Here is a 23297-nt window from a genome sequence, read left to right as displayed (position 1 = left end):
CTATCGCCGGCAAGCCGGCTCCTACATGTGTTAAAGCCGCTAGACTTTAAGTATCCCTTTCGACAAGGCAGTCGCTCATGATCTCGATGTCTTCATTTCACGCCATGCTGATCCCGATTCTTGCCGGGATGATCCTGCTGGCCATCGGCTTCAACTTCCGCGACAAGAATGCCGGCGTGTTCGCGATGTGGATCGGTATGCTGACCATCCTCGCTACCGTGGTCTTCAAGATCCTCGCCAAACTCAACGAATAAATCCTCGCCCTCGGCTCGCATTGATTTTGGCGGGCTCGTACACTCGGTCGATCTGCTCCTTTCAAGGTTGACCGCCTAGTGTTCGCTCGTCTTTTTGCCCTGCCCAGCCTTTTCCTCGTCTGCCTGATGGCGCTGCTGCCAGCCATGCAGGCCCAGGCCGTCGGTTTACCGAGCTTGCTCAACAGCTCGGCGAAAACCCAGCCCGAGGCGCAAGAACCCCTAGGGCAATCCCTCGACGAAGTCATCAAGTCACTGGAGAACGATCAGCAACGCAGCAAATTGTTGGCCGACCTGAAGAAGCTGCGCGACGCCACCAAAAAAGCCCAGCCAGCCACGGAAGTAGGCGTGCTCGGCCTGATTGGCGGCACGCTGGCCAATTTCGAAAAACAGTTTTCCGGTGCCGACAGCCCGCTCACGCGCTGGTCCGAAGAATTCAATCTGGCCAAAGACGAACTGATAGCGCTGGCGCTGCCGGCCAATGAATGGCTGCCGATCATCTTCGCTTTCGCCATGATCCTGATGGTCTGGAGCTTGCTGGCCGCCGCGCTGATCTGGCTCGGTCACCGGGTGCGGATGCGCTTCGGCCTGACCGAAGAATTGCCGCAGCATCCCAAGGCCCTCGACATGTTGCGCTTTGCCCTGCGAAAACTCGGCCCCTGGCTGATCGCCCTGGTCATCACGGTGTACATGAGTTACGCCCTGCCCTCGTCGCTGGGTAAAAGCCTGGCGATGGTACTTGCGTATGCGCTGGTGGTCGGCACGTGTTTTTCGGCGATCTGCGTGATCGCCTTTTCCTTGCTCGACGGGCCGCACCGCCACCGCGCCTTGTACATCCTGCGGCATCAGGCCTTTCGGCCGCTGTGGCTGATCGGCAGTTTTGCCGCGTTCGGCGAAGCCTTGAGCGACCCGCGACTGGTGACCAGCCTCGGCAACCACCTGGCGCACACCGCCGCAACCATCGCCAACGTGCTGGCCGCGCTATCCACGGGGCTGTTCATCCTGCGCTTCCGACGCCCCATCGCCCACTTGATCCGCAATCAACCGTTGTCCCGGCGCCTGACCCGTCGCGCACTCAGCGACACCATCGAAATTCTCGGGACCTTCTGGTACATGCCGGCGCTGGTGCTGGTGGCCATCTCGCTGTTCGCCACCTTCGTTTCCGCCGGCGACACCAGCACCGCGTTGCGCCAATCGCTGATCTGCACCGTGCTGCTGGTGTTGTGCATGGTCATCAACGGGCTGGTGCGCCGGCATGCACTAAAACCGCAACGGGGCGTGAAGCGTCATGCACTGTATTCCGAACGCCTGAAAAGCTTCTTCTATACCCTCGCACACTTGTTGGTGTGGATGGCGTTCATCGAACTTGGCCTGCGGGTCTGGGGCATGTCGCTGATTGCGTTCACCGAAGGCGAAGGCCATGAAGTCAGCGTCAAACTGTTCAGCCTCGGCGGCACGCTGATTTTTGCCTGGCTGATCTGGATCCTCAGCGACACGGCGGTGCACCACGCCCTCACCCGCTCGCGCAAAGGCCAGGCCAACGCGCGTGCGCAGACGATGATGCCGCTGATCCGCAACGTGCTGTTCGTGGCGATATTCATCGTTGCGCTGATCGTCGCCCTGGCGAACATGGGCATGAACGTCACACCGCTGCTGGCCGGTGCCGGCGTGATCGGTCTGGCCATCGGTTTCGGCGCACAATCGCTGGTCGCGGACCTGATCACCGGGCTGTTCATCATCATCGAAGACTCCCTGGCCATCGACGACTACGTGGATGTCGGCGGCCACCTCGGCACTGTCGAGGGACTGACCATTCGTACCGTGCGCCTGCGGGACATCGACGGCATCGTCCACACCATCCCGTTCAGTGAAATCAAAAGCATCAAGAACTACTCGCGGGAGTTCGGCTACGCGATCTTTCGCGTGGCGATCCCCTCGAACATGGACATCGATAACGCGATCAAACTGATGCGCGACGTCGGCCAGAAGATGCGCACCGATCCGCTGCAACGGCGCAACATCTGGTCGCCACTGGAGATTCAAGGGGTCGAGAGTTTCGAGTCAGGCAACGCGATTCTGCGGGCCCGATTCAAGACCGCGCCGATCAAGCAGTGGGAAGTGTCTCGCGCATTCAACCTGTCCTTGAAACGGCACCTGGATGAAGCCGGGCTTGATCTGGCGACACCGCGCATGAGTGTGCAGGTGGTCACGGCGGGTGGCGGTCCAGCAACAGAAGAACCCCGCACCCTGTAGGAGCCGGCTTGCTGGCGATGGACGTGAACGATTACGTGTGCAGTCTGAATGTACGCGGTGCCTGTGCGTTTATCGCCAGCAAGCCGGCTCATACAGGGATCGCAGCTAATCGTGAAATCGGTGGTATTTAACAAATCGCAGGCAAAAAAAATCCCCGAACCAGTCGGGGATTTTTTATGTTCGATCAATCAGCCCGGGGGCGGATCAATCTTCGCGATAGCGACGCAGCTTCAACTGCTTACCGGCAACGCGAGTGTCCTTCAGCTTGGTCAGCAGACGCTCCAGACCATCTTCCGGCAGCTCGACGAGGCTGAAGCTGTCACGCACCTGGATGCGACCGATCGCTTCACGAGCCAAGCCGCCTTCGTTGAGGATGGCGCCCAGCAGGTTTTTAGCCGCGATACCGTCACGCGCGCCCAGCGCGGTACGGCAACGAGCACGACCTTCAGCCAATGGAACCGGAGCACGACGCTCACGATCACCACGGTCCGGACGATCACCGGTGCGCTCTGGACGATCGCCACGCGGTGCGTTGTTCGGCACCAGTGGACGTTCTTTCTCGATTGCAGCCAGGGTCAGCGCCTGAGCGTTGGTAGCCTTGCGCAGCAGGGCAGCAGCCAGTGCACGCGGCGTGCAACCGATATCGGCAGTCAGGCGATCCAGCAGATCACCGTGAGTCGATTCGGCATCGCCAACCAGCGGCGACAGGCTGTTGGTCAGTTTCTTGATGCGGGCATCGAGAACAGCCTGAGCGTCCGGCAGGCGAACTTCGGCAACTTTCTGACCAGTTACACGCTCGATCACTTGCAGCATGCGGCGCTCACGCGGAGTCACCAGCAGCAGTGCACGACCTTCGCGACCGGCACGGCCAGTACGGCCGATACGGTGAACGTAGGATTCCGGATCGTACGGCATGTCAACGTTGAACACGTGAGTGATGCGCGGAACGTCCAGGCCACGAGCAGCAACGTCGGTCGCCACAACGATGTCCAGACGGCCATCCTTGAGGGAGTCGATCACGCGCTCACGCTGGTTCTGGGCAATGTCACCGTTCAGCGCAGCGGCTTTGTAGCCTTTGGCTTCCAGGGCGCTGGCCAGGTCCAGGGTCGCTTGCTTGGTGCGCACGAACATGATCAGGGCGTCGAAGTCTTCGACTTCCAGCAGGCTCAATACAGCCGAGGTCTTCTGGTCAGCGTGAACCAACAGGTGAGCCTGTTCGATCGCGGTAACGGTCTGAGTCTTGGTCTGGATCTTCACGTGTTGCGGATCGCGCAGGTGGCGTTCGGCAATGGCACGGATCGACTGTGGCAGGGTGGCCGAGAACAGTACGGTCTGACGGGTCGCTGGCAGAGCCTTGAAGATGACTTCCAGGTCGTCCATGAAGCCCAGCTTGAGCATTTCGTCAGCTTCGTCGAGAACCAGGTGGTTCACGGTCGACAGGACTTTTTCGTCGCGACGCAGGTGGTCACACAGACGGCCCGGAGTGGCGACAACGATCTGTGCGCCGTTACGGATTGCTTTCAGTTGTGGGCCCATAGGCGCGCCGCCGTAAACGGCCACAACGGTAACGCCTGGCATTTGCTTGGCGTAGGTTTCGAAAGCGGTTGCTACTTGCAGCGCCAACTCACGGGTTGGCGCCAGGATCAGGGCTTGCGGCTCGCGCTTGGCAGGATCGATGCAGTGCAGGATAGGCAGGGCGAACGCAGCGGTTTTACCCGTACCGGTTTGCGCCTGACCAATCATGTCCTGGCCGGCCATGATGATCGGGATCGATTGCTGCTGAATAGCCGAAGGCTCTTCGTAGCCAGTCGCAATGACGGCTGCAAGGATATTCGGATTAAGATTAAAAGCGGCGAAGCCGCCGGTTTCCTGGGTCATGGGTCTGCCTCTAAGTGCATCCGCAAAGACCCATGCTCCAAAGCTGCGCATGCCGTGTAAGACTCAAGAGTCGCCCTGGCTGCTTTGTCGGCGGGGATTTGCGAAAACGAATGAATGAAAAAGATTCGTCAAGGGAGAGTCCGCTGTGCGGACGTGCAGCCGAAGCTGACTTCGGGGAATTGCGCTACCTAAACGCGGCCCGGTTAAAGGCCGGCGCGCACTATACCGGAATTCGCCCAAAAAGGGAGCATTATTTGTCGGAAAACTGACGCATACACCGTTATGTCACAGGCTTTGCGGATAATTGTGCGACGGTCTATTTTTCAAAGGCCCGGCCCTGCTGGCGATGGCGCTAAAACGGTTCACCGTTTTGACTTGGAACCGCAGCCTCGCCTCCCCCTTCACGCCCCTTCCCGCCCGAGGAATTGTTCGATGAATCAACCTGTTACCAGCCGTGTGACCTGCGAAAGGCACGGCCATGTCCTGTTGATCGGCCTGGATCGGGTGGCCAAGCGCAATGCCTTCGACCTCGACCTGCTCAACGCACTCAGTCTGGCCTACGGTGAGTTCGAGGCTGACAGCGAAGCGCGGGTGGCGGTGGTGTTCGGCCATGGCGAGCATTTCACCGCCGGGCTTGATCTGGTCAGCGCCAGTTCGGCCCTGGCCGAGGGCTGGCAGGCACCGCCCGGCGGTTGCGATCCGTGGGGCGTATTCGCGGGTCCGCGAGTCAGCAAACCGGTGATTGTCGCCGCGCAAGGTTATTGCCTGACCATCGGTATCGAGCTGATGCTCGCCGCCGACATCAACCTCTGCGCCAGTAACACCCGGTTTGCCCAGAAAGAAGTGCAGCGCGGGATTTTCCCGTTCGGCGGGGCCACATTGCGCCTGCATCAAGTCGCTGGTTGGGGCAATGCGATGCGCTGGCTGCTGACCGGGGATGAATTCGATGCGCATGACGCGCTGCATCTGGGGTTGGTGCAGGAAGTCATGGCCAGCGAGGATTTGCTGCCCCGGGCGATTGAGTTGGCGGAGCGGATTGCCCGGCAGGCGCCGCTGGGGGTTCAGGCAACGTTGATGTCGGCGCGGCAGGCGCGTTATGAGGGAGAAACAGCAGCGGCGCTGGGGTTGCCGCCGCTGGTGAAGAAGTTGTTGGCGAGTGAGGATGCTAAGGAAGGCGTGCGGTCGATGGTTGAGAAGCGGCCGGGCATTTTCAAAGGGGTTTGAGGTTTGTGGCGAGGCGGATATTGTCTTCGCGGGCAAGCCTCGCTCCTACAAGGGTGCGCAATCCCTTGTAGGAGCGAGGCTTGCCCGCGAAAGGGCCATCACAGGCGCCGAATTAAGTCGCGGGGCGAATCGCCTTGATCAACGACTGCAACGAATACCCCAACCGTGGCGCCAGCCCTTCGGCCCGCGCAACCAACCCATCCATGTCCAGCTCCTGATCCAGCTCCGACGGCACGAGCAAAATCACGTTGCCCTCCTTCACCGGCAGCTCCCAGTAATGCCGGTGATAGAGCCCACGCAACAACGCCGCGCCCAACGGCTTGCCATCGTCGGTGGCCCATTGGTTGATCACCAGCCAGCCGCCCGGATTCAAGCGTTTCTGACAGTTTTCCAGAAAACTCCAGGCCAGATGCCCGACACCCGGCCCGACATCGGTGTAAAGGTCGACAAAAATCAGGTCGGCCGGCTCGGCGGTATCGAGCAGTTCCAGGGCATCGCCGACGCGGATGTACAGCCGCGGATCGTCATCCAGCCCCAGGTATTCGATGGCAAGGCGCGGCACGTCGGGCCGCAGCTCGATGGCTTCGACATCTTCCAGCGGCAAGAACTTCAGGCAAGCCTGGGTCAGCGTGCCGGCACCGAGACCGAGGAACAGCGCGCTTTCCGGTTGCTCGTGGCACAACGCACCGATCAGCATGGCACGGGTGTAATCGTATTCGAGCCAGCTCGGGTCGGCGGTGAACACGCAGCTCTGTTCGATGGCATCACCGAACTCGAGAAAACGGTAATCGGCCACTTCCAGTACGCGAATCACGCCGAACTCGTCCTGTACCTCGGCGAGCAGATGCTCGACGCGCTCCTCAGTCATTTCGTCTCCAGATTGTTCCCGGGCCCACCGCAACATGAAGCGGCAAAAGCGCGATTGTCCGCGAAGCGACGGGAACAGGTCACGCACTAATTTGCTGATAACATGAACGTCCGAGCGTAAAACAACCGAGACCGTGATGAGCCAACCCTGGAGCCCTGACAGCTGGCGCGCCCTGCCGATCCAGCAACAACCCCACTACCCCGACGCGGCGCATTTGCTGCACGTCGAGCAAACCCTGGCGAGTTATCCGCCACTGGTGTTTGCCGGTGAAGCCCGGGAGTTGCGACGTCAGTTTGCCGAAGTGACCCAGGGGCGCGCATTTCTGTTGCAGGGCGGTGATTGCGCCGAAAGCTTCGCCGAGTTCTCTGCCGCGAAAATCCGCGACACCTTTAAAGTGCTGCTGCAAATGGCAATCGTCATGACCTTCGCCGCGGGCTGCCCGGTGGTCAAGGTCGGGCGCATGGCCGGTCAGTTCGCCAAACCGCGTTCGGCCAACGACGAAACCATCGACGGCGTGACCCTGCCCGCCTACCGTGGCGACATCGTCAACGGCATCGGCTTCGACGAAAAAAGCCGCGTGCCGGACCCGGAGCGTCTGCTCCAGTCCTATCACCAGTCCACCGCGACCCTGAACCTGCTGCGCGCCTTCGCCCAGGGCGGCTTTGCCGACCTGCATCAGGTGCACAAGTGGAACCTGGACTTCATCGCCAACTCGGCGCTGGCGGAAAAATACAGCCACCTCGCCGACCGCATCGATGAAACCCTGGCATTCATGCGCGCCTGTGGCATGGACAGCTCGCCACAACTGCGCGAAACCAGTTTCTTCACCGCCCACGAAGCGCTGCTGCTGAACTACGAAGAAGCCTTCGTGCGTCGCGACAGCCTGACCAACGATTACTACGATTGCTCGGCGCACATGTTGTGGATCGGCGACCGCACCCGTCAGCTCGACGGCGCTCACGTCGAATTCCTGCGCGGGGTGAACAACCCGATCGGGGTCAAGGTCGGCCCGAGCATGAACCCGGAAGACTTGATTCGCCTGATCGACGTGCTCAACCCGGACAACGATCCAGGTCGCTTGAACCTGATCGCACGGATGGGCGCGAACAAGGTTGGCGATCATTTACCGCAGCTGATCCGCGCGGTGCAGCGTGAAGGCAAGCAAGTGCTTTGGAGTTCCGATCCGATGCACGGCAACACCATCAAGGCCAGCAGCGGCTACAAGACCCGCGACTTTGCGCAGATTCTTGGCGAGGTGAAGCAGTTCTTCCAGGTGCACGAAGCCGAAGGCACCTATGCCGGCGGCATTCACATCGAGATGACCGGGCAGAATGTTACCGAGTGCATTGGCGGTGCGCGACCGATCACCGAGGACGGGTTGTCGGATCGGTATCACACCCATTGTGACCCGCGGATGAATGCGGATCAGTCGCTGGAATTGGCGTTTTTGATTGCCGAGACGTTGAAACAAGTCCGCCGTTAAACCGCGTTGCGGCCTTCGCGGGCAAGTCGGATCGCCGCACCGCTCGCTCCTACAAGGGATCGCGAAACCCTGTAGGAGCGAGGCTTGCCCGCGAAGGCGTCAGCTCAGGCACCGCCAATACCGGCCAATGCCACCCGCAACCGCCCCGCACTCGCCCGCGGGCAATTCAACTGCACCCGCTCCAATCCCAGCCAATCCGCCATTCGCCGCAAATTCACCGCCAACGCCAGCATCCCTTCCTCATCCAGCCCCGGCTCTTCCTCATGCACTGCATGCACCGCCAACCGCCCCAACGCCCGCTCCGCACGCAAATCCACCCGCGCGGCAATCCGCTCGTTGTATAAAAACGGCAACACGTAATAGCCGTAGACCCGTTTGTCCGGCGGCGTATAAATCTCCAGCCGATAGCGAAAATCGAACAAACGCTCGGTACGGCTGCGCTCCCAGATCAGCGAATCGAAGGGTGACAACAAGGCACTGGCCTCGACCTTGCGCGGCACTTTCGGCTCTGGCAAACAAAAGCCCGGTTGCCGCCAACCCTGAACTTCACAGGTCAGCAGATCCCCGGCTTCCACCAGCTCCGCAAGGCGCGGACGCGCATCACCCGGGCTGAGACGAAAGTAATCTCGCAGGTCTTTTTCCGTCGCCACACCCAAGGCATTCGCGGCGTGCAACAGCAGCCCGCGCTGGGCCTCGTCCTCCGCGAGCAACGGTTGCTGCAGAATCGCCGCAGGAATCACCCGCTCAGGCAAATCATAGAGCCGCTCGAATCCACGCCGCCCGGCCACGGTCACTTCCCCGGCGGCGAACAACCATTCCAGCGCATGCTTCTCCGCGCTCCAGTCCCACCATGGTCCTGCCCGCTCTTGACGGGTCGAAAGGCTGCCGGCGCCCAGCGCTCCGAGTTCTTCAACCGAGGCCAGCACCCGCCGGACAGTGTCCTGTTGCTCACGCCCGAAACGTGCCAGTTGCTGATAGATATCTTCGCCACGACTCGCGCGCTGCATGCGCCAGCGCATCAACGGGTACATCGACAACGGCAGCAACGAGGCTTCATGGCCCCAGTATTCGAACAGCGTGCGTCGCCGGCCCGAACTCCAGGCAGCCTGGTCGAGTAAGTCGGATGAGTAATTGCCGAGGCGGGAAAACAAGGGAAGGTAGTGCGAACGCACCAACGCATTGACCGAATCGATCTGCAAGATGCCCAGCCGCTCGATCAGGCGATTGAGCTGCACCGTTTTAATCGTCGCTGGCGGCTGGCGCCCGTTGAACCCTTGGGCGGCCAGCGCCAGGCGTCGAGCCTGTTTGATGGAAAAGGACAGCGTTGCGGGCATGAGCATCTCCTTGTCTGCTCGCAACCTACCTCACCGAGAGTCGGTTTGTGTAGTTGTGGCTTACTCATTTGTGCATCGGGTCATTCCAGAAGGGTTTGACCGACTCGAACTCTACGTCCGCACGGCTCATGCCGATGTCCTTCAGCGCTTCGTCGCTCAGACTCGCCAGCAACTCGCGTTCCCGGTGAAGTTCGTACCAGCGACTGAATTTATGCAGCAGATCGGACACCAGGTGCACCGAGTGTTTTTCTACGGCTGGATACTCATGTTGACCTTTCATCTTGTTGCCCTCCGTTTGGATGGCTCCAGTCTCGCCCCAGGTCTAAGATCAATCCAACGAATGTTTCTGATGTCACATATCTCGGAGATTGATGAATGTCAGCCTTCCCAAGTATCGACACCGAAGTGCTGCGTACCTTTGTTGCCATCGCCGATCAGGGCGGTTTTACCCGCGCAGGGGAATTGGTCAACCGCACGCAGTCCGCCGTCAGCATGCAAATGAAGCGGCTGGAAGAGGACGTGTTGCAGCGCCAACTGTTCCAGCGTGACGGACGGCAGGTGCGGCTGACCGCTGAAGGCCAGGTGCTGCTGGGTTACGCCCGGCGCATCCTCAAGTTGCACAGCGAGGTGTTCAACACCCTGCGCGAGCCGCACATGGTCGGCACCGTGCGGATCGGCACCCCGGACGATTACGTGATGCGTTTTCTGCCGGGGATTCTGCGGCGATTCGCCCAGTCCTATCCGCTGATCCAGATCGAGGTGCATTGCGAATCGTCAAAACAACTGCTGATGCGTCAGGATCTGGACCTGTCCATCGTCACCCGCGAGCCGGGCAATGAAATTGGCGAGTTGTTGCGCAAGGAGCGCTTTGTCTGGGCCGAGGCGCAATGCTACAGCGCCCATGAGCAGACGCCGTTGCCACTGGCGATGTTCAACAGCGATTGCTTCTGCCGCTTATGGGCCTGCAATGCCCTGGACGCCATGGGTCGCGATTATCGCGTGGCCTATAACAGTGACAGTCTGTCGGCGATCATGGCGGTGGTCAGCGCCGGCTTGGCGGTGACCGCGCAACTGGAAAGCCTCGTCACTCCCGACATGCGCATCCTCGGTGAAGCCGAAGACCTGCCCTTGCTGCCCGAAGCAAGCATCATGCTGGTGCGCAACCTGCACAATCCGTCACCGATTACCGAATGCCTGGCCGAACACATCGTCGACGGCTTCAAACTTTAAACGCGAGCATCACCGCGCACAGCACCAGGAAGCCACAGAACAACCCGCGCAGGAGGCGCTCCGGCATGGCGTGGGCGATCTTCACGCCCCAACTGATGCTCAGCAGTCCACCCACGGCCAACGGCACGCCGATCATCCAGTCCACTTGATGATGCACGGCATAGGTGACCAGCGTGACGCCTGTGCTGGGTAATGCCAGTGCCAGCGACAACCCTTGGGCCACCACTTGGCTGGTGCCGAACAGGCTGGTCAGCACCGGCGTTGCCACCACCGCCCCACCCACGCCAAACAATCCGCCCATGGTCCCGGAGGCCGCGCCGAGCACACCCAGCCATGGCCAGGCGTAATTCATCTGCGAAGAAGCCGGCGCATTGGCGTAGAACATTCGCAACAGGTTGTAGGCCGACAGCGCGATCAGGAAGGCGACAAATCCGACGCGCATGGTTTGCGCATCAATACCCACGGCCCAGATGGAGCCGGCCCAGGCAAAGCAAAACCCCATCGAGGCCAAGGGCAGCGCGTGACGCATTTCGATTTTGTTGCGCTGGTGATATCGCCATAGCGCCAGCATCACGTTAGGGACGACCATCACCAACGCGGTGCCCTGGGCAATTTGCTGATCAAGACCGAACAACACGCCGAGCAACGGAATCGCGATCAGACCGCCGCCAATGCCAAACAAGCCGCCGAGGGTTCCCAGGGCTGCGCCAAATACCAGGTACATCAAAAACTCGATCACGGCCGATTTCCTTTTATCTCAGGCCATTCATCCTACGCAGTCGGCGCTGGCGGGGAAACGCACAGCAACGCACAATGGCTGTGCCAACTTCGCATAAGCATTGATACGCCATGAACCCTAATCAATTGACCGAGCAACTCGGGCTGTTCCTCGACGTGCTGGAAACCGGCAGCTTTTCCGCCGCCTCTCGCCGTCATCCACTGACCCCTTCGGCTGTGGCGCGGCGCATCGACAGCCTGGAAAGCGCAGTCGGCAGCCAGTTGTTCATCCGCAGCACCCATGCCGTCCGCGCGACCCCGGCCGGCGTGGCGTTTGCCGAGCGTGCGCGGCGGATCGTGGCGGAATTGCAACTGGCCCGCGCTGAGGCGGTGTCCTTGAGCAGCGCGCCGGAAGGCTTGATCCGGATCGACGCGCCCGCCGCGTTCGGCCGACGGCATCTGGCGCCGGTGATCGCTGATTTTCTGATGCTCTACCCCGGCCTCGACGTGCAACTGCACCTGATTGACAGTTTTGTCGACATGCAGGGTTTGAACCTGGGCAAGGTCGATTTGGTGTTGCGTGCCGGGCAAATGGCCGATACCCGGCTGGTGGCCACGCCGCTGGCGAGCATGGTGCGCATCGCCTGCGCCAGCCCCGCTTACCTGCAACGCCGAGGCGTGCCGACCGATCCAGCGCAGTTGAGTGATCACGACGGCCTCGACTGGGACGGCCTGGCGCCACCGTTTGCCTGGCGTTTCGAGCAAAACGCAGAAATGCATTTGCATCGTCCCGGGCGCATCCGCATGAGCGCCAACAATGCCGAGGCGCTGGTCTGCGGTGCGCTGGCCGGGCTCGGTATCGCGCATTTGCCGACCTGGTTGACCAGTGAATACCTGTTGCGCGGCGAACTGCTGCCGCTGTTCTGTGAACACGGCCTGCCACCGCCGGAAACCACCGGCATCTATGCGTTGCGCCTGGAGCAACAACCCAACCCGAGGAGTCGTTTATTGCTGGAGTACCTGAAAGTCCGTTTCAGCCCTGTCCCGCCATGGGATCTGGCGCTGCGAACCAATCTGGACCGGCACTAGGGCAGAATTATCTGGCGCATTAAAGATTCGCCCGCTAGATTCATGAAGATCACTGATCAAGGCTTTGAGATGAACACCGAACGCGACACCACGGATAACTGCGACGACCTGCTGCTGGACAACCAGGCCTGCTTCGCCCTGCACTCCACTTCACTGCTGATGACCAAGGTCTACAAGCCGCTGTTGCAAGCGCTGGGCCTGACCTATCCGCAGTACCTGGCGATGATGGTGTTGTGGGAACGGGACGGTTTGACCGTAGGCGAAATCAGCACGCGTTTGCTGACCGATCCCGGCTCGTTGACCCCGCTGCTCAAGCGCCTGGAAGTCGAAGGCTTGCTCAGCCGCACTCGCAGCCGTGAGGACGAGCGAGTGGTGATTGTCGAGCTGACTGAACAGGGTCGCGCGTTGCGGGACAAGGCCCGGGGCGTGCCCCAGTGCATCCTCGGCGCCAGCGGCATGACGCTTGAGCGGCTGCAAAAACTGCAAGCGGAGCTGCAAGTGCTGCGCAGCAATCTGCAGGACAGCCTTTAAGCGATCACCTGATAGATCGCGTTATCGTTCTTCGCGGGCAAGTCGGATCGCCGCACCGCTCGCTCCTACAGGTCATGTGCGGTCTGTAGGAGCGAGGCTTGCCCGCGAAAGCATCCTCGACGCCATAAAAAAATTCCTGCCTATCACTCCCACACCAAAGCCTCTACATCAAGCCTCTCCCCGCCGAATGCATACCCTGCGCATGCTTTCAGGAAAACTTTTTAAAAATTTATCTTGCGCACTAATTATTAGCGCGATACATTCATCTCGCACTTACTTAGCGCGCAAACATTTAGCGCAAATCACTCAAACCTGAAACGAGGCCTACATCATGCAAACTCTCTACACCGCAATCGCAACCTCCACTGGCGGCCGTGACGGTCGTGCGGTTTCCAGCGACAATATCCTCGACGTCAAACTCGCCACTCCAAAAGAACTTGGCGGTGCTGGGGGCGCGGCCACCAACCCAGAACAACTGTTCGCTGCCGGTTACTCGGCTTGCTTCATCGGCGCGCTGAAATTCGTCGCCAGCCAGACCAAACGCAGCATCCCGGCCGACGCCTCGATCACTGCCCACGTCGGCATCGGCCAGATTCCTGGCGGCTTCGGTCTGGACATCGACCTGCACATCAGCCTGCCGGGTCTTGAACAAGCCGATGCGCAAACCCTGGTCGACGCGGCCCACCAAGTCTGCCCGTACTCCAACGCCACCCGTGGCAACGTCGAAGTGCGCCTGCACGTAACCGTCTAACCGTCGACTCCAAGACCGAACAGGAAACCAACATGAACACTTTCAGCAAAGTCTTGACCGGTACCCTTCTCGCCCTGTCCATCCACAGCGCATTCGCGGGCGACGGGGTTGAACACAACACCCAGGCGTTCCTCGATGTCCTGAATGCCGGCACCGGCAAACCGATGGAACAGCTTTCACCGAAAGATGCCCGGGCCATTTTGGTCGGCGCGCAAGCCGGGGTGAAACTGACGCTGCCAAAAGCAGACGTCAGCCAGAAGACCATTCAAGTCGACGGCCAACCGCTCAGCCTGACCATCGTCCGGCCGGCCGGGGTCAAAGGCGAGCTGCCGGTGTTCATGTTCTTCCACGGCGGCGGCTGGGTGCTGGGGGACTTCCCGACCCACGAGCGGCTGGTTCGGGATCTGGTCACGGGTTCGGGGGCGGCAGCGGTGTTCGTCAACTACACCCCTTCGCCGGAAGCGCATTACCCGGTGGCGATCAACCAGGCTTACGCGGCCACTAAATGGGTGGCCGAGCACGGCAAAGAGATCAACGTCGACGGCAAGCGACTGGCCGTGGCCGGTAACAGCGTCGGCGGCAACATGGCGGCCGTGGTTGCGCTGATGGCCAAAGACAAAGGCACCCCGGCGATCAAGTTCCAGGTGCTGTTGTGGCCGGTGACCGATGCGAGCTTTGAAACGGCGTCTTACAACCAGTTTGCCGAGGGGCACTTCCTCACCAAAAACATGATGAAGTGGTTCTGGGACAACTACACCACCGACGCCAAGCAACGTAACGAGATCTACGCCTCACCGCTGCGGGCGACCACCGCACAACTCAAGGGCTTGCCACCTGCGCTGGTGCAGACGGCCGGTGCTGATGTGCTGCGCGATGAGGGTGAAGCCTATGCGCGCAAACTGGATGAGGCCGGTGTGCCGGTCACGGCGGTGCGTTACAACGGCATGATTCACGATTATGGTTTGCTGAACGTAGTGAGCCAGGTGCCGGCGGTGCGCTCCGCAATGCTGCAAGCATCCGAAGAACTGAAGCAACACTTGAAATAGTAACGTCCCTGTAGGAGCGAGGCTTGCCCGCGAAAGCGGTGTGTCAGAAAAGACGCCTTCGCGGGCAAGCCTCGCTCCTACAGGGGTTGGTGTGTAGTTTGCAGGCACAAAAAAGCCCGACTCAATGGTCGGGCTTTTTCATTCCTGAAGCAGTGCTTATTTAGCACGGCCTTTGTAGGAACCGCCTTCGCGGGTATCGATCTCGATCATGTCGCCGATTTCGATGAAGTCAGCAACCGACAGCTCGGTACCGTTCTTCAGTTTGGCAGGCTTCATTACCTTGCCGGAAGTGTCGCCGCGAGCGGAACCTTCGGTGTAGTCAACCTGACGCACGATAGTGGTCGGCAGTTCTACGGAAACCAGACGCTCTTCGAAGAAGATCGCTTCGCAAACATCGGTCATGCCTTCTTCAACGAAAGGCAGAACGGCTTCGATGTCTTCAGCGTTCAGTTCGTACATGGTGTAGTCGGTGGTGTCCATGAACGTGTAGGTGTCGCCGCTGATGAAGGACAGGGTCGCTTCTTTGCGGTCGAGGATTACGTCGTCCAGTTTGTCGTCAGCGCTGTAAACGATCTCGGTCTTGTAACCGGTCAGCAGGTTTTTCAGCTTGGTCTTCATGATCGCGCTGTTACGACCGGATTTGGTGAATTCAGCTTTCTGAACCAACCATGGATCGTTTTCGAGACGGATCACGGTACCGGGTTTCAGTTCTTTACCAGTTTTCATTGCGAATATCCGAATTTGGATGGGATTTACAAAAATCTAGGCCGCGTATCATATCCAATTTACATAAAACTGTACCAGCGCTGCGGCAAGATCAGCCTGCAAAGCCTGTTCCAGACACCACGCTTCGGCGTGTTTTTGCAGTTCTGGCCAGTGTTTACGGGTCGTAGCCCAATGGCCGGACATATCATGCCCGGCATTCCACTCTCGCCAAAGACCGCTGATCGCCTCGCGGGCAGGCGCAGACAGGCCTTTTGTGTAGAGCGTGAGAAAGGCTTCGAGCTTGTCCAGGTGAATGTCTTCGTCCTGCCGATAGATGTGCCAGAGCAGCGGCCGCCCTGCCCATTGCGCGCGGACAAACGAATCTTCGCCGCGCACGGCGTTGAAATCGCAGCACCAAAGCAGGTGATCGTATTGATCCTGTCGGACGAACGGCAGCACTTGCACGGTCAAGGCATCGCGTACATGCACCGCGTCAGCCGCCAAACCCTCGACACCGAGCCAACGTTCGACATCACCGAGAATCCGCCCTTCGGGCACCAGCAGATGCGTGGGCACTGGATCGGCGGCCATGACATCCAGCCAACTGGCCAGGCCGGCATTTTCGTAGGCGAACAGCGAAATCAACTGCGCGCCTTGCGCACGATCAATCCCTAAACCTTGCAGGAATGCGCGCTGAGCCTCGGGGTCTTGCTGAAATTGCCGACGCCGTTCCAGCAATCCGCTTTCACGCAGCAAGCCACCGGTGCCCTTTTGGAACCCCGGAAAGAAAAAGAATTTCTGCACGTTTTTGTACTTCACCGACGGCAAGCCGTGGCAGCCAACGACCCAATCCTCAGCGCTCAGGTAGTCGAGGTTCATCCACAGCGGCGGCTTCTCCCGCGCCGCCATGGCCTCCATATAAGCACTCGGCAACTGGCAGGCGAACGCGGCGATTACCACATCAGCCGCGTCAGTCGGCTGCCAGTCGGCCGTCCACTGGCGCACCTCGACGCCCTCCTGCCACTGCTGTGAAAGGTTGAGATCAATGGCTGGGCACAAACGCTCGAAGGCCCGCAGATCATCGACCCACAAACGCACGTCCACCGCATGTTCGGCCACCAATTGGCGGGCCAGGCGCCAGGTCACACCGATGTCGCCAAAGTTATCGACCACGGTGCAAAAAATATCCCAGCGCCTGCGGTTTTTCATTTGAGGCAGTTCAGGCATTCCAGGCTCCCGTTGGCAAAGGCGCCGATTGTCCGCATAAATTACCCCGTGCAGAAGAGCCGACGGCGATTAATCTTCATGCGACAATCGCCACTCGCCCGCGACCACCCGCCAGGAGGCAGTCATGCCCTACCGTCCCAATCCGCGCCGCCGCTTGCCGATCCAGCTCAATGCCCTGCAACTGACGGGCAGTATTGCTCTCGGTATATGGCTGGGTTTCCTCGCGATCGCACTGACCTGCTGGCTCGCCTCGCGCCTGTTGTTCAGTGAGCAACTGGCGCCCGTCGCGCAAGCGGTGGAGCAATTGGCCAAGCCGCCGATGGTGGTGCAACCGGTGCCGGACATTCCGCCGCAGAGCCCGATTTTCCAGCAGTACGAAGAGAACCTGCGCAAGAACGAACAGGCACAACGGCTGGATCAGGCGCGCAGCAGCAACCGCAATCTGTCGAACCCCAATTGCCAGTTCTGGCTGCAACAGGACCGCACCGCACCGAGCGAAAAAAGCCGCGCCAATGTCCTGCAATTCTGCGATTGATCATGAATAAAAAGACTGTCCACCAACTGATTATCGACAAGCTGCGGATCGATCTCGACATTGCCGAGCGTGCCGCGCAAACCGCTTACGAAACGGCGACCCACGAAGAAAACATCGCCGAAAACAAGTACGACACCCTGGGCCTGGAGGCGTCATATCTGGCGGCCGGGCAGGCAAAGCGCGTGGAGGAAATCAGGCAGTCACTGACGCTGTGCCAGAACCTGACGCTGCGGCCTTATGATGACCAGCGCGGCATCGAAGTCGGCGCCCTGCTCGGCCTCGAAGACGAAAAGGGACGTGAGCAATGGCTGTTCCTGGCGCCCGACGCGGCGGGTTTGAAGGTCGATCTGGTGGGGCAATGGATTACCGTCATCACCCCTCGCTCGCCACTGGGCAAAAGCCTGCTGGGCAAGTTCGAAGGGGACGAGGTGGAGATTCTGGTGGCGGGTACTCGGCAACAGTTTTCTGTTACCGAGGTGGTTTAGCGGGAGATCAATGAACCGGCAGTTCGACGCCGTCGAACAGCTCTTCCAGTTCCTGCTTGTTGTGGCACTGAATGGCTTTGGCCATGACTTCGCGGGTCAGGTGCGGGGCAAACTTCTCGATGAAGTCGCACATGAAGCCACGCAGGAAGGTGCCGCGACGGAAACCGATTTTGGTGATGCTGGATTCGAACAATTCGCTGGCATCGAGCACCACCAGATCATTATCGAGTTTGGTATCGACCGCCATTTTCGCCACGATGCCCACGCCCAACCCCAGGCGAACGTAAGTCTTGATCACGTCGGCGTCGGCGGCGGTGAACACCACTTTCGGCGTCAGGCCGCGATGGCTGAAGGCTTCGTCGAGTTTCGAACGGCCAGTGAAACCGAATACATAAGTCACGATCGGGTATTCGGCCAGCGCTTCGAGGGTCAGCTTCGACAGCTTGGTCAACGGGTGGCCCTGAGGCACGACCACGCAGCGGTTCCAGCGATAGCACGGCATCATCACCAGGTCACCGAACAGCTCCAGCGCTTCAGTCGCGATGGCGAAATCGACGGTGCCGTCAGCGGCCATTTCGGCGATCTGCATCGGCGAACCCTGGTGCATGTGCAGCGCAACGTCCGGGTATTGCTTGATGAAATTGCTGATCACCGGTGGCAACGCATAACGCGCCTGGGTGTGCGTGGTGGCGATCGACAGGGTGCCTTTCTTCTCGTTGGAGAATTCCTGGGCGATCTGCTTGATGCTTTCAACCTTGCGCAGAATCTCGCCGGCGGTGGTGATGATGCGCTCGCCGGCCGGGGTGACGCGGGTCAGGTGCTTGCCGCTGCGAGCAAAAACCTCGACGCCCAATTCGTCTTCCAGCAGACGGATCTGCTTGCTGATGCCCGGTTGCGAGGTGTAAAGGCTTTGGGCTGTAGCGGAAACGTTGAGGTCGTGGTGCGCCACTTCCCAGATGTAGCGCAATTGTTGAAGCTTCATATGAATCCCTCAAAGCAGGTAGACGCCACGGGCATCAGCGACGGTATATAACTATATTAATGGTTTGAAGAATAAATCTAGAACTTTTTTATCAAACTGCCACTATTCGTGGACTAGCGGTCCCCTTGGCGACGGCGTTCCACCAGCGGCACCAGATAGACCGGGACCCTAGCCAACTGCAACACCCGCGCTGCGGTCCGGCCCAAAGGCGTTTCCGCGCCAGCACCATGGCTATGACTACCTACGATCAACAAATCCACGGAGAGTTTCTGCGCCTGTTCGAGAATCACCTGCGACGGATCGCCCTGAAGCACCCGCACCGCTTGTATCCGCTCCAGATCCTGCTCCCCTTCATCCCCCAGTTCTTCACGAAAACTGTCGAGCACGCGCTGCTCGATATTGGCGATCACGGTGTTCAGGCCCTGACTGTGAAACTCGTTCAGCGCCTGCTCATCGAGGTAACTCTGAAGCACCGATTCGGCAAACAGCCCCATGGGTTCAACCGCGTGCACCACATACAGGTCGGCATTGAATGTTCGAGCCAGCGCCAGGGCATGCTGCATCACCAAAGGGGCGTACAGGCCGAGGTCAGTGGCATAAAGCATCGAACGAATCATATGACCTCCTCGAGTGCCAACATGGCGGAGATTGATTCAGCTTAGCAGTGCCTTGGCGAGTGCGACGTCCCGCGTAACGCGTTGAACGGCGGGCTTAAACCTTTTGCTCATTGCTTATGCCATGCGGCACATGGCCGGTAGCGACCACCTCGCGGGCCAACTCGCAATGACCGGCCTGATCGTCGAAAAACACGTCAGCGGCAAAGGCTTCAAGGAAAGCGGATTTGGTCAGGCCACCCAGAAACAGCGATTCGTCCAGACGAATATCCCACTCGCGCAGGGTCCGAATCACCCGTTCATGAGCCGGTGCAGAACGCGCGGTGACCAGCGCGGTACGGATCGGGCAGGCGTCCTCCGGGAACTCGCGCTGCAACAGATTGAGCGCCGCGAGAAAGCCCTTGAACGGCCCTCCGCGCAAAGGCTCGCGGGCGCTTTCGCGTTCGCTGGCCTGGAACGCTTCAAGGCCGCCGGCCTGATAAACCCGCTCCGACTCGTCGGAAAACAGCACGGCGTCACCGTCGAAGGCAATCCGCAACTCATCGCTGGCCGCACGGCTGGCGCCGCCCGACAGAATGGTCGCTGCCGCGAATCCGGCATCCAGTGCGCTGCGCACGTCTTCGGCATGGGTCGACAGGAACAGGTCACAACCAAACGCCTTGAGGTACGGATAGGGACTGCGCCCGCCGACAAATGCCGCGCGCGAAATCGCCAGTCCGTAATGGTGAATCGAGTTGAACACCCGCAGCCCGGTGTCGGCGCTGTTGCGCGACACCAGGATCACCTCGACCCTGGCGCGGCCGAGGCTGGCGTTCAGGTTCAAGAGTTTTTCAACGAGAGGGAATGCATCGCCGGGCTCGAGGATTTCGTCTTCGTGCTCGATCTGATATTGCCGATAAGCCTCGACGCCGCTCGACAAATAAACCTTGTGGCTTTCGCTCAGGTCGAACAGCGCACGCGAAGAAATCGCCAGTACCAGTTTGTCGTCAATCGTCTTTGCCATGCCCTTCCCCCTCGGGTTGATCGACTCAGGTGTTGCGTCGATCGATAAAACTCAAACTGCGATACAGCGCTTCGATTCTCGGCAATTCGCGCCCGGCAGCCTTGGCCGCCGCCAGTGGCCGGGCGTAAATGGCCGCCAGTTCCAACGGTCGCTTGTGCAAAAAGTCGTGGTGCATGCTCGGCCAGTAGTCCGGCATTTTCTCGGTCATCATGAACAGATAATCGGCATAACCGGCCGGCATGTCGTGACCGCAGGCCTTCGCGCCCAGGACCACTTCGGCCATCAAGACCTTGATCAGTTCGCGGCTGTCGGCGTCGGCCATCAACGCTGTGGTACCCGCACCGAGCAGAACCGAGAGGCCGTTGTAAGGAATATTCCAGACCAGTTTTTGCCAGCGCGCCTGTTGCAGGTTCGCCATGGCCTGGGAATCGATACCGGCGCTGCGGAACAACCCGGCACCCTCCTCGACAATCGCCATGCGCGCCTGCTCATCGCCAGCGGGGCCACTGTGGTAGCCGACGTTCACCGCGCCGAGGGCCTGATGGGTGATCGCGCCCGGGCCGGTGCGATGCACGCAGATCAGACATAGCCCGCCGAGCAGGTGCAGCGTATCGGGAAGCAATGCCCGCAGACTGTCTTCGACGTCCAGGCCGTTTTGCAGCAACAGCACCCTGGCATTCGGCGCTGCGGCTTGAATGATCGCTGGCGCCAGATCGGCATTGCTGGTGGTCTTCGCGCCCACCAGCAGCCAGTCGCAGGGCGGCATGTCTTCGGCCGACGAATAGGCCTGAACCGGATTCAACGTCAGCGCGCCATGCGGTGCACTGTCGACGTGAAGTCCGTGCTCGGCCACCGCCGAAAACTCGCTGCGCAGCAGAAAGTGCACATCGAAGCCGGCACGCGCCAGCATGACCCCGTAAAACCCGCCGATCGCACCGGTTCCGATAATACCGATGGTCGGTTTGGCAACTGCAGCCGTCATGGCAACTCCTCTGCTGTTCTCGTCAACGCCTGACCGACGGCTTCATTCAGCTCGGTAGCGGTCAGGCGTGATCTTAGTGCCCCGAAGAACTCACCGTCGCGCACCACAAACAGCGCCGGCAAATGAAAGACCTGATAACGCTCGACCACCCCGCCGTTGTCCCCGGCATCGATCCAGCACAAGCGATCGACATCCAGAGCGAGCCTGGGCAATTGCTCTCGGGCAAAACGGCAACTAGCGCAGCCGACGCTGGTGAAAACAACCAGCGAAACGCCGCTCATCGCCAGCAACCGTTGGTCGGCGTCGAAATCGGTCAGTGCCAATTCGACCACTATACTGGGGGAAACAATGTCAGATGGCCGACACATGGAGTCCGTGCTCATGGGACGTTTTATTCCTCATCCTGACGATGTACCCGTCGAATTAACGTTGCTGAAACCTGAGTGTATTTCACGACGACAGCTGCACACTATCAGCCTCGGGGGCATGGCTTGCAATTACCACCGCGCCTGGCGCCACGGTACGGCGCTGGAGGTTCGCATACCGACCTTGAACCCCGATATGCGTTTTCTGGGCTACGTGGCCTGGTGCTTGCGGCGCAAACACGGTTATCTGGTGGGCATTGCCTTTGTTGACGAGCAGATGATGTTCAGCGCCCGAATGGGCGAACAGGTGTGTCAGATTGAGCGTTACTGTCGCCTGCATGACGCCCACGACGACCTGCAGGAAACCCAGGCGCTGGCCCTCGAATGGGTCCAGCAGCACGCCGACGAGTTCTCCCACGACACGGTTCGCAAGGCATTTGCGCAGGCGGTACTGGATTAAGGGACGTTATCAATTCGTTGCGAATGGCCCTTAAACCGCTGTCTGCCCATTGTCGAGCCACGGTGTAACGCGCTAAGGTTCCGCTCCCCGACGCGCTTAATTTGCTGTGCTCCGCCGCGCGGGTTCGCTGGCGGCCGGCACCCGTGACCTGACGAGTAAACGATGGCTGATTTACCGATCAACGACCTAAACGTCGCCTCCAACGAGACGCTGATCACTCCTGACCAGCTCAAGCGTGATATCCCTCTGAGCGACGCTGCCCTGCGCACCGTCACCAAGGGTCGCGAAGTCATTCGCAACATTCTCGATGGCACCGACCACCGCCTGTTTGTCGTCATCGGGCCGTGCTCGATCCACGACATCAAGGCTGCCCACGAATACGCCGAGCGCCTGAAAGTGCTGGCCGCGGAAGTGTCCGATACGCTGTATCTGGTCATGCGCGTGTATTTCGAGAAGCCACGCACCACTGTCGGCTGGAAAGGCTTGATCAACGACCCGTACCTGGACGACTCCTTCAAGATTCAGGACGGTCTGCACATTGGTCGTCAGTTGCTGCTGGACCTGGCCGAAATGGGCCTGCCGACCGCGACCGAAGCCCTTGACCCGATCTCTCCGCAATATTTGCAGGACCTGATCAGCTGGTCGGCCATCGGCGCGCGCACCACCGAATCCCAGACTCACCGCGAAATGGCTTCCGGCCTGTCCTCGGCGGTCGGCTTCAAGAACGGCACCGACGGCGGCCTGACCGTTGCGATCAACGCCCTGCAATCGGTTTCCAGCCCGCACCGCTTTCTGGGGATCAACCAGGAAGGTGGCGTGTCGATCGTTACCACCAAGGGCAATGCCTACGGTCACGTGGTGCTGCGCGGCGGCAACGGCAAGCCGAACTACGATTCGGTCAGCGTCGCACTGTGCGAACAAGCGCTGAACAAAGCGAAGATCAAGCCCAACATCATGGTCGACTGCAGCCACGCCAACTCCAACAAGGACCCGGCCCTGCAACCGCTGGTGATGGAGAACGTCGCCAACCAGATCCTCGAAGGCAACCAGTCGATCATCGGCCTGATGGTCGAAAGTCATCTGAACTGGGGCTGCCAGGCGATCCCGAAAGACCTCGCCGACCTGCAATACGGCGTGTCGATCACCGACGCCTGCATCGACTGGTCCGCCACCGAAAACACCTTGCGCAGCATGCACGCCAAGCTCAAGGATGTGCTGCCTAAACGTGATCGCACCTGATCACTGTTCAGCGCACACAAAAACGCCGGGCTTAACCCGGCGTTT

The 23297-nt window shown here is 60.0% G+C and carries 25 protein-coding genes; 13 read left to right on the top strand and 12 right to left on the bottom strand.

The window, feature by feature from the left end; translation table 11 throughout:
* The first annotated feature begins 86 nt into the window (after window positions 1-86).
* A complete protein-coding gene (locus ACYZUC_RS30460; protein ID WP_162130712.1) occupies window positions 87-254 on the top strand; it encodes a hypothetical protein in 168 nt (55 codons plus the stop codon).
* 78 nt (window positions 255-332) lie between these two features.
* Complete coding sequence (locus tag ACYZUC_RS30455) at window positions 333-2504, top strand: mechanosensitive ion channel family protein (protein WP_461992399.1); 2172 nt, start codon at window positions 333-335, stop codon at window positions 2502-2504.
* Window positions 2505-2708: 204 nt separating this feature from the next.
* On the opposite strand, the gene ACYZUC_RS30450 is transcribed toward ACYZUC_RS30455, so the two are convergent.
* Entirely contained in the window at window positions 2709-4382 is a 1674-nt protein-coding gene (locus ACYZUC_RS30450; protein ID WP_150747270.1) for a DEAD/DEAH box helicase, read from the bottom strand.
* A gap of 432 nt (window positions 4383-4814) precedes the next feature.
* Here ACYZUC_RS30450 and ACYZUC_RS30445 point away from each other — a divergent pair, with 432 nt between their 5' ends.
* Window positions 4815-5606: a crotonase/enoyl-CoA hydratase family protein gene (locus tag ACYZUC_RS30445; RefSeq protein ID WP_461992396.1), complete on the top strand. Its 792-nt coding sequence runs from the start codon at window positions 4815-4817 to the stop codon at window positions 5604-5606.
* Between the two features lie 112 nt (window positions 5607-5718).
* On the opposite strand, the gene ACYZUC_RS30440 is transcribed toward ACYZUC_RS30445, so the two are convergent.
* Window positions 5719-6474, bottom strand: a complete 756-nt coding sequence (locus tag ACYZUC_RS30440; protein ID WP_008040534.1) for a spermidine synthase — start codon at window positions 6472-6474, stop codon at window positions 5719-5721.
* A gap of 136 nt (window positions 6475-6610) precedes the next feature.
* Here ACYZUC_RS30440 and ACYZUC_RS30435 point away from each other — a divergent pair, with 136 nt between their 5' ends.
* Window positions 6611-7957, top strand: a complete 1347-nt coding sequence (locus ACYZUC_RS30435; protein ID WP_008031425.1) for a class II 3-deoxy-7-phosphoheptulonate synthase — start codon at window positions 6611-6613, stop codon at window positions 7955-7957.
* A 104-nt stretch (window positions 7958-8061) separates the two neighbouring features.
* Here ACYZUC_RS30435 and ACYZUC_RS30430 read toward each other — a convergent pair whose 3' ends face one another.
* Window positions 8062-9291, bottom strand: coding sequence for a winged helix-turn-helix domain-containing protein (locus ACYZUC_RS30430; protein WP_461992394.1), 1230 nt, complete (start codon window positions 9289-9291; stop codon window positions 8062-8064).
* Between the two features lie 64 nt (window positions 9292-9355).
* On the bottom strand, window positions 9356-9571 hold the full coding sequence (locus ACYZUC_RS30425; RefSeq protein ID WP_157709631.1) for a DUF1127 domain-containing protein: 216 nt from the start codon (window positions 9569-9571) through the stop codon (window positions 9356-9358).
* A 95-nt stretch (window positions 9572-9666) separates the two neighbouring features.
* On the opposite strand from ACYZUC_RS30425, the gene ACYZUC_RS30420 reads away from it, so the two are divergent.
* On the top strand, window positions 9667-10521 hold the full coding sequence (locus ACYZUC_RS30420; protein WP_461992391.1) for a LysR substrate-binding domain-containing protein: 855 nt from the start codon (window positions 9667-9669) through the stop codon (window positions 10519-10521).
* Here the strand turns inward: ACYZUC_RS30420 and ACYZUC_RS30415 are convergent.
* On the bottom strand, window positions 10511-11260 hold the full coding sequence (locus tag ACYZUC_RS30415; protein WP_461992389.1) for a sulfite exporter TauE/SafE family protein: 750 nt from the start codon (window positions 11258-11260) through the stop codon (window positions 10511-10513). The genes ACYZUC_RS30420 and ACYZUC_RS30415 overlap by 11 nt on opposite strands.
* Before the next feature lie 110 nt (window positions 11261-11370).
* Between ACYZUC_RS30415 and ACYZUC_RS30410 the strand changes: the two genes are divergently transcribed.
* From ACYZUC_RS30410 to ACYZUC_RS30395, 4 genes are all read left to right on the top strand, one after another.
* Window positions 11371-12327 (top strand): LysR family transcriptional regulator, encoded by a 957-nt coding sequence (locus ACYZUC_RS30410; RefSeq protein ID WP_008031414.1) that lies wholly within the window; start codon window positions 11371-11373, stop codon window positions 12325-12327.
* Between the two features lie 69 nt (window positions 12328-12396).
* Complete coding sequence (locus ACYZUC_RS30405; protein ID WP_008031411.1) at window positions 12397-12858, top strand: MarR family winged helix-turn-helix transcriptional regulator; 462 nt, start codon at window positions 12397-12399, stop codon at window positions 12856-12858.
* Window positions 12859-13189: 331 nt separating this feature from the next.
* Window positions 13190-13609: an organic hydroperoxide resistance protein gene (locus ACYZUC_RS30400; RefSeq protein ID WP_008031409.1), complete on the top strand. Its 420-nt coding sequence runs from the start codon at window positions 13190-13192 to the stop codon at window positions 13607-13609.
* A 32-nt stretch (window positions 13610-13641) separates the two neighbouring features.
* Entirely contained in the window at window positions 13642-14655 is a 1014-nt protein-coding gene (locus tag ACYZUC_RS30395; protein WP_461992386.1) for an alpha/beta hydrolase, read from the top strand.
* A 156-nt stretch (window positions 14656-14811) separates the two neighbouring features.
* Here ACYZUC_RS30395 and ACYZUC_RS30390 read toward each other — a convergent pair whose 3' ends face one another.
* Both ACYZUC_RS30390 and earP read right to left on the bottom strand, forming a co-directional pair.
* The gene (locus tag ACYZUC_RS30390; protein ID WP_007943632.1) at window positions 14812-15381 is read right to left on the bottom strand and encodes an elongation factor P; all 570 of its coding nucleotides are present in this window, start codon (window positions 15379-15381) and stop codon (window positions 14812-14814) included.
* Window positions 15382-15429: 48 nt separating this feature from the next.
* Window positions 15430-16587, bottom strand: a complete 1158-nt coding sequence (gene earP, locus ACYZUC_RS30385; RefSeq protein ID WP_461992384.1) for an elongation factor P maturation arginine rhamnosyltransferase EarP — start codon at window positions 16585-16587, stop codon at window positions 15430-15432.
* 124 nt (window positions 16588-16711) lie between these two features.
* On the opposite strand from earP, the gene ACYZUC_RS30380 reads away from it, so the two are divergent.
* Entirely contained in the window at window positions 16712-17122 is a 411-nt protein-coding gene (locus ACYZUC_RS30380) for a hypothetical protein (protein ID WP_461992382.1), read from the top strand.
* A 2-nt stretch (window positions 17123-17124) separates the two neighbouring features.
* A complete protein-coding gene (locus ACYZUC_RS30375; RefSeq protein ID WP_461992381.1) occupies window positions 17125-17607 on the top strand; it encodes a GreA/GreB family elongation factor in 483 nt (160 codons plus the stop codon).
* 7 nt (window positions 17608-17614) lie between these two features.
* Here the strand turns inward: ACYZUC_RS30375 and cysB are convergent, their stop codons facing one another.
* The 5 genes from cysB to ACYZUC_RS30350 form a co-directional block, all read right to left on the bottom strand.
* Complete coding sequence (cysB, locus tag ACYZUC_RS30370) at window positions 17615-18589, bottom strand: HTH-type transcriptional regulator CysB (RefSeq protein WP_008031398.1); 975 nt, start codon at window positions 18587-18589, stop codon at window positions 17615-17617.
* Between the two features lie 113 nt (window positions 18590-18702).
* Window positions 18703-19206: a universal stress protein gene (locus tag ACYZUC_RS30365; protein ID WP_461992378.1), complete on the bottom strand. Its 504-nt coding sequence runs from the start codon at window positions 19204-19206 to the stop codon at window positions 18703-18705.
* A 94-nt stretch (window positions 19207-19300) separates the two neighbouring features.
* On the bottom strand, window positions 19301-20206 hold the full coding sequence (locus ACYZUC_RS30360; RefSeq protein WP_414910748.1) for a 5'-nucleotidase: 906 nt from the start codon (window positions 20204-20206) through the stop codon (window positions 19301-19303).
* Window positions 20207-20231: 25 nt separating this feature from the next.
* On the bottom strand, window positions 20232-21188 hold the full coding sequence (locus ACYZUC_RS30355; protein ID WP_461992376.1) for a putative 2-dehydropantoate 2-reductase: 957 nt from the start codon (window positions 21186-21188) through the stop codon (window positions 20232-20234).
* On the bottom strand, window positions 21185-21571 hold the full coding sequence (locus tag ACYZUC_RS30350; protein WP_461992374.1) for a thioredoxin family protein: 387 nt from the start codon (window positions 21569-21571) through the stop codon (window positions 21185-21187). Before ACYZUC_RS30350 ends, ACYZUC_RS30355 begins: the two co-directional genes overlap by 4 nt.
* Between ACYZUC_RS30350 and ACYZUC_RS30345 the strand changes: the two genes are divergently transcribed.
* Window positions 21570-22013, top strand: a complete 444-nt coding sequence (locus tag ACYZUC_RS30345; RefSeq protein WP_461992372.1) for a PilZ domain-containing protein — start codon at window positions 21570-21572, stop codon at window positions 22011-22013. The genes ACYZUC_RS30350 and ACYZUC_RS30345 overlap by 2 nt on opposite strands.
* A 162-nt stretch (window positions 22014-22175) precedes the next feature.
* Entirely contained in the window at window positions 22176-23252 is a 1077-nt protein-coding gene (locus ACYZUC_RS30340; protein WP_150631053.1) for a 3-deoxy-7-phosphoheptulonate synthase, read from the top strand.
* Window positions 23253-23297 lie beyond the last annotated feature (45 nt).

Source organism: Pseudomonas sp. GT1P32, from assembly GCF_054897805.1.
Note: the sequence above shows the minus strand (reverse complement) of the source record. Positions and strands in the feature narration are given on the sequence as shown.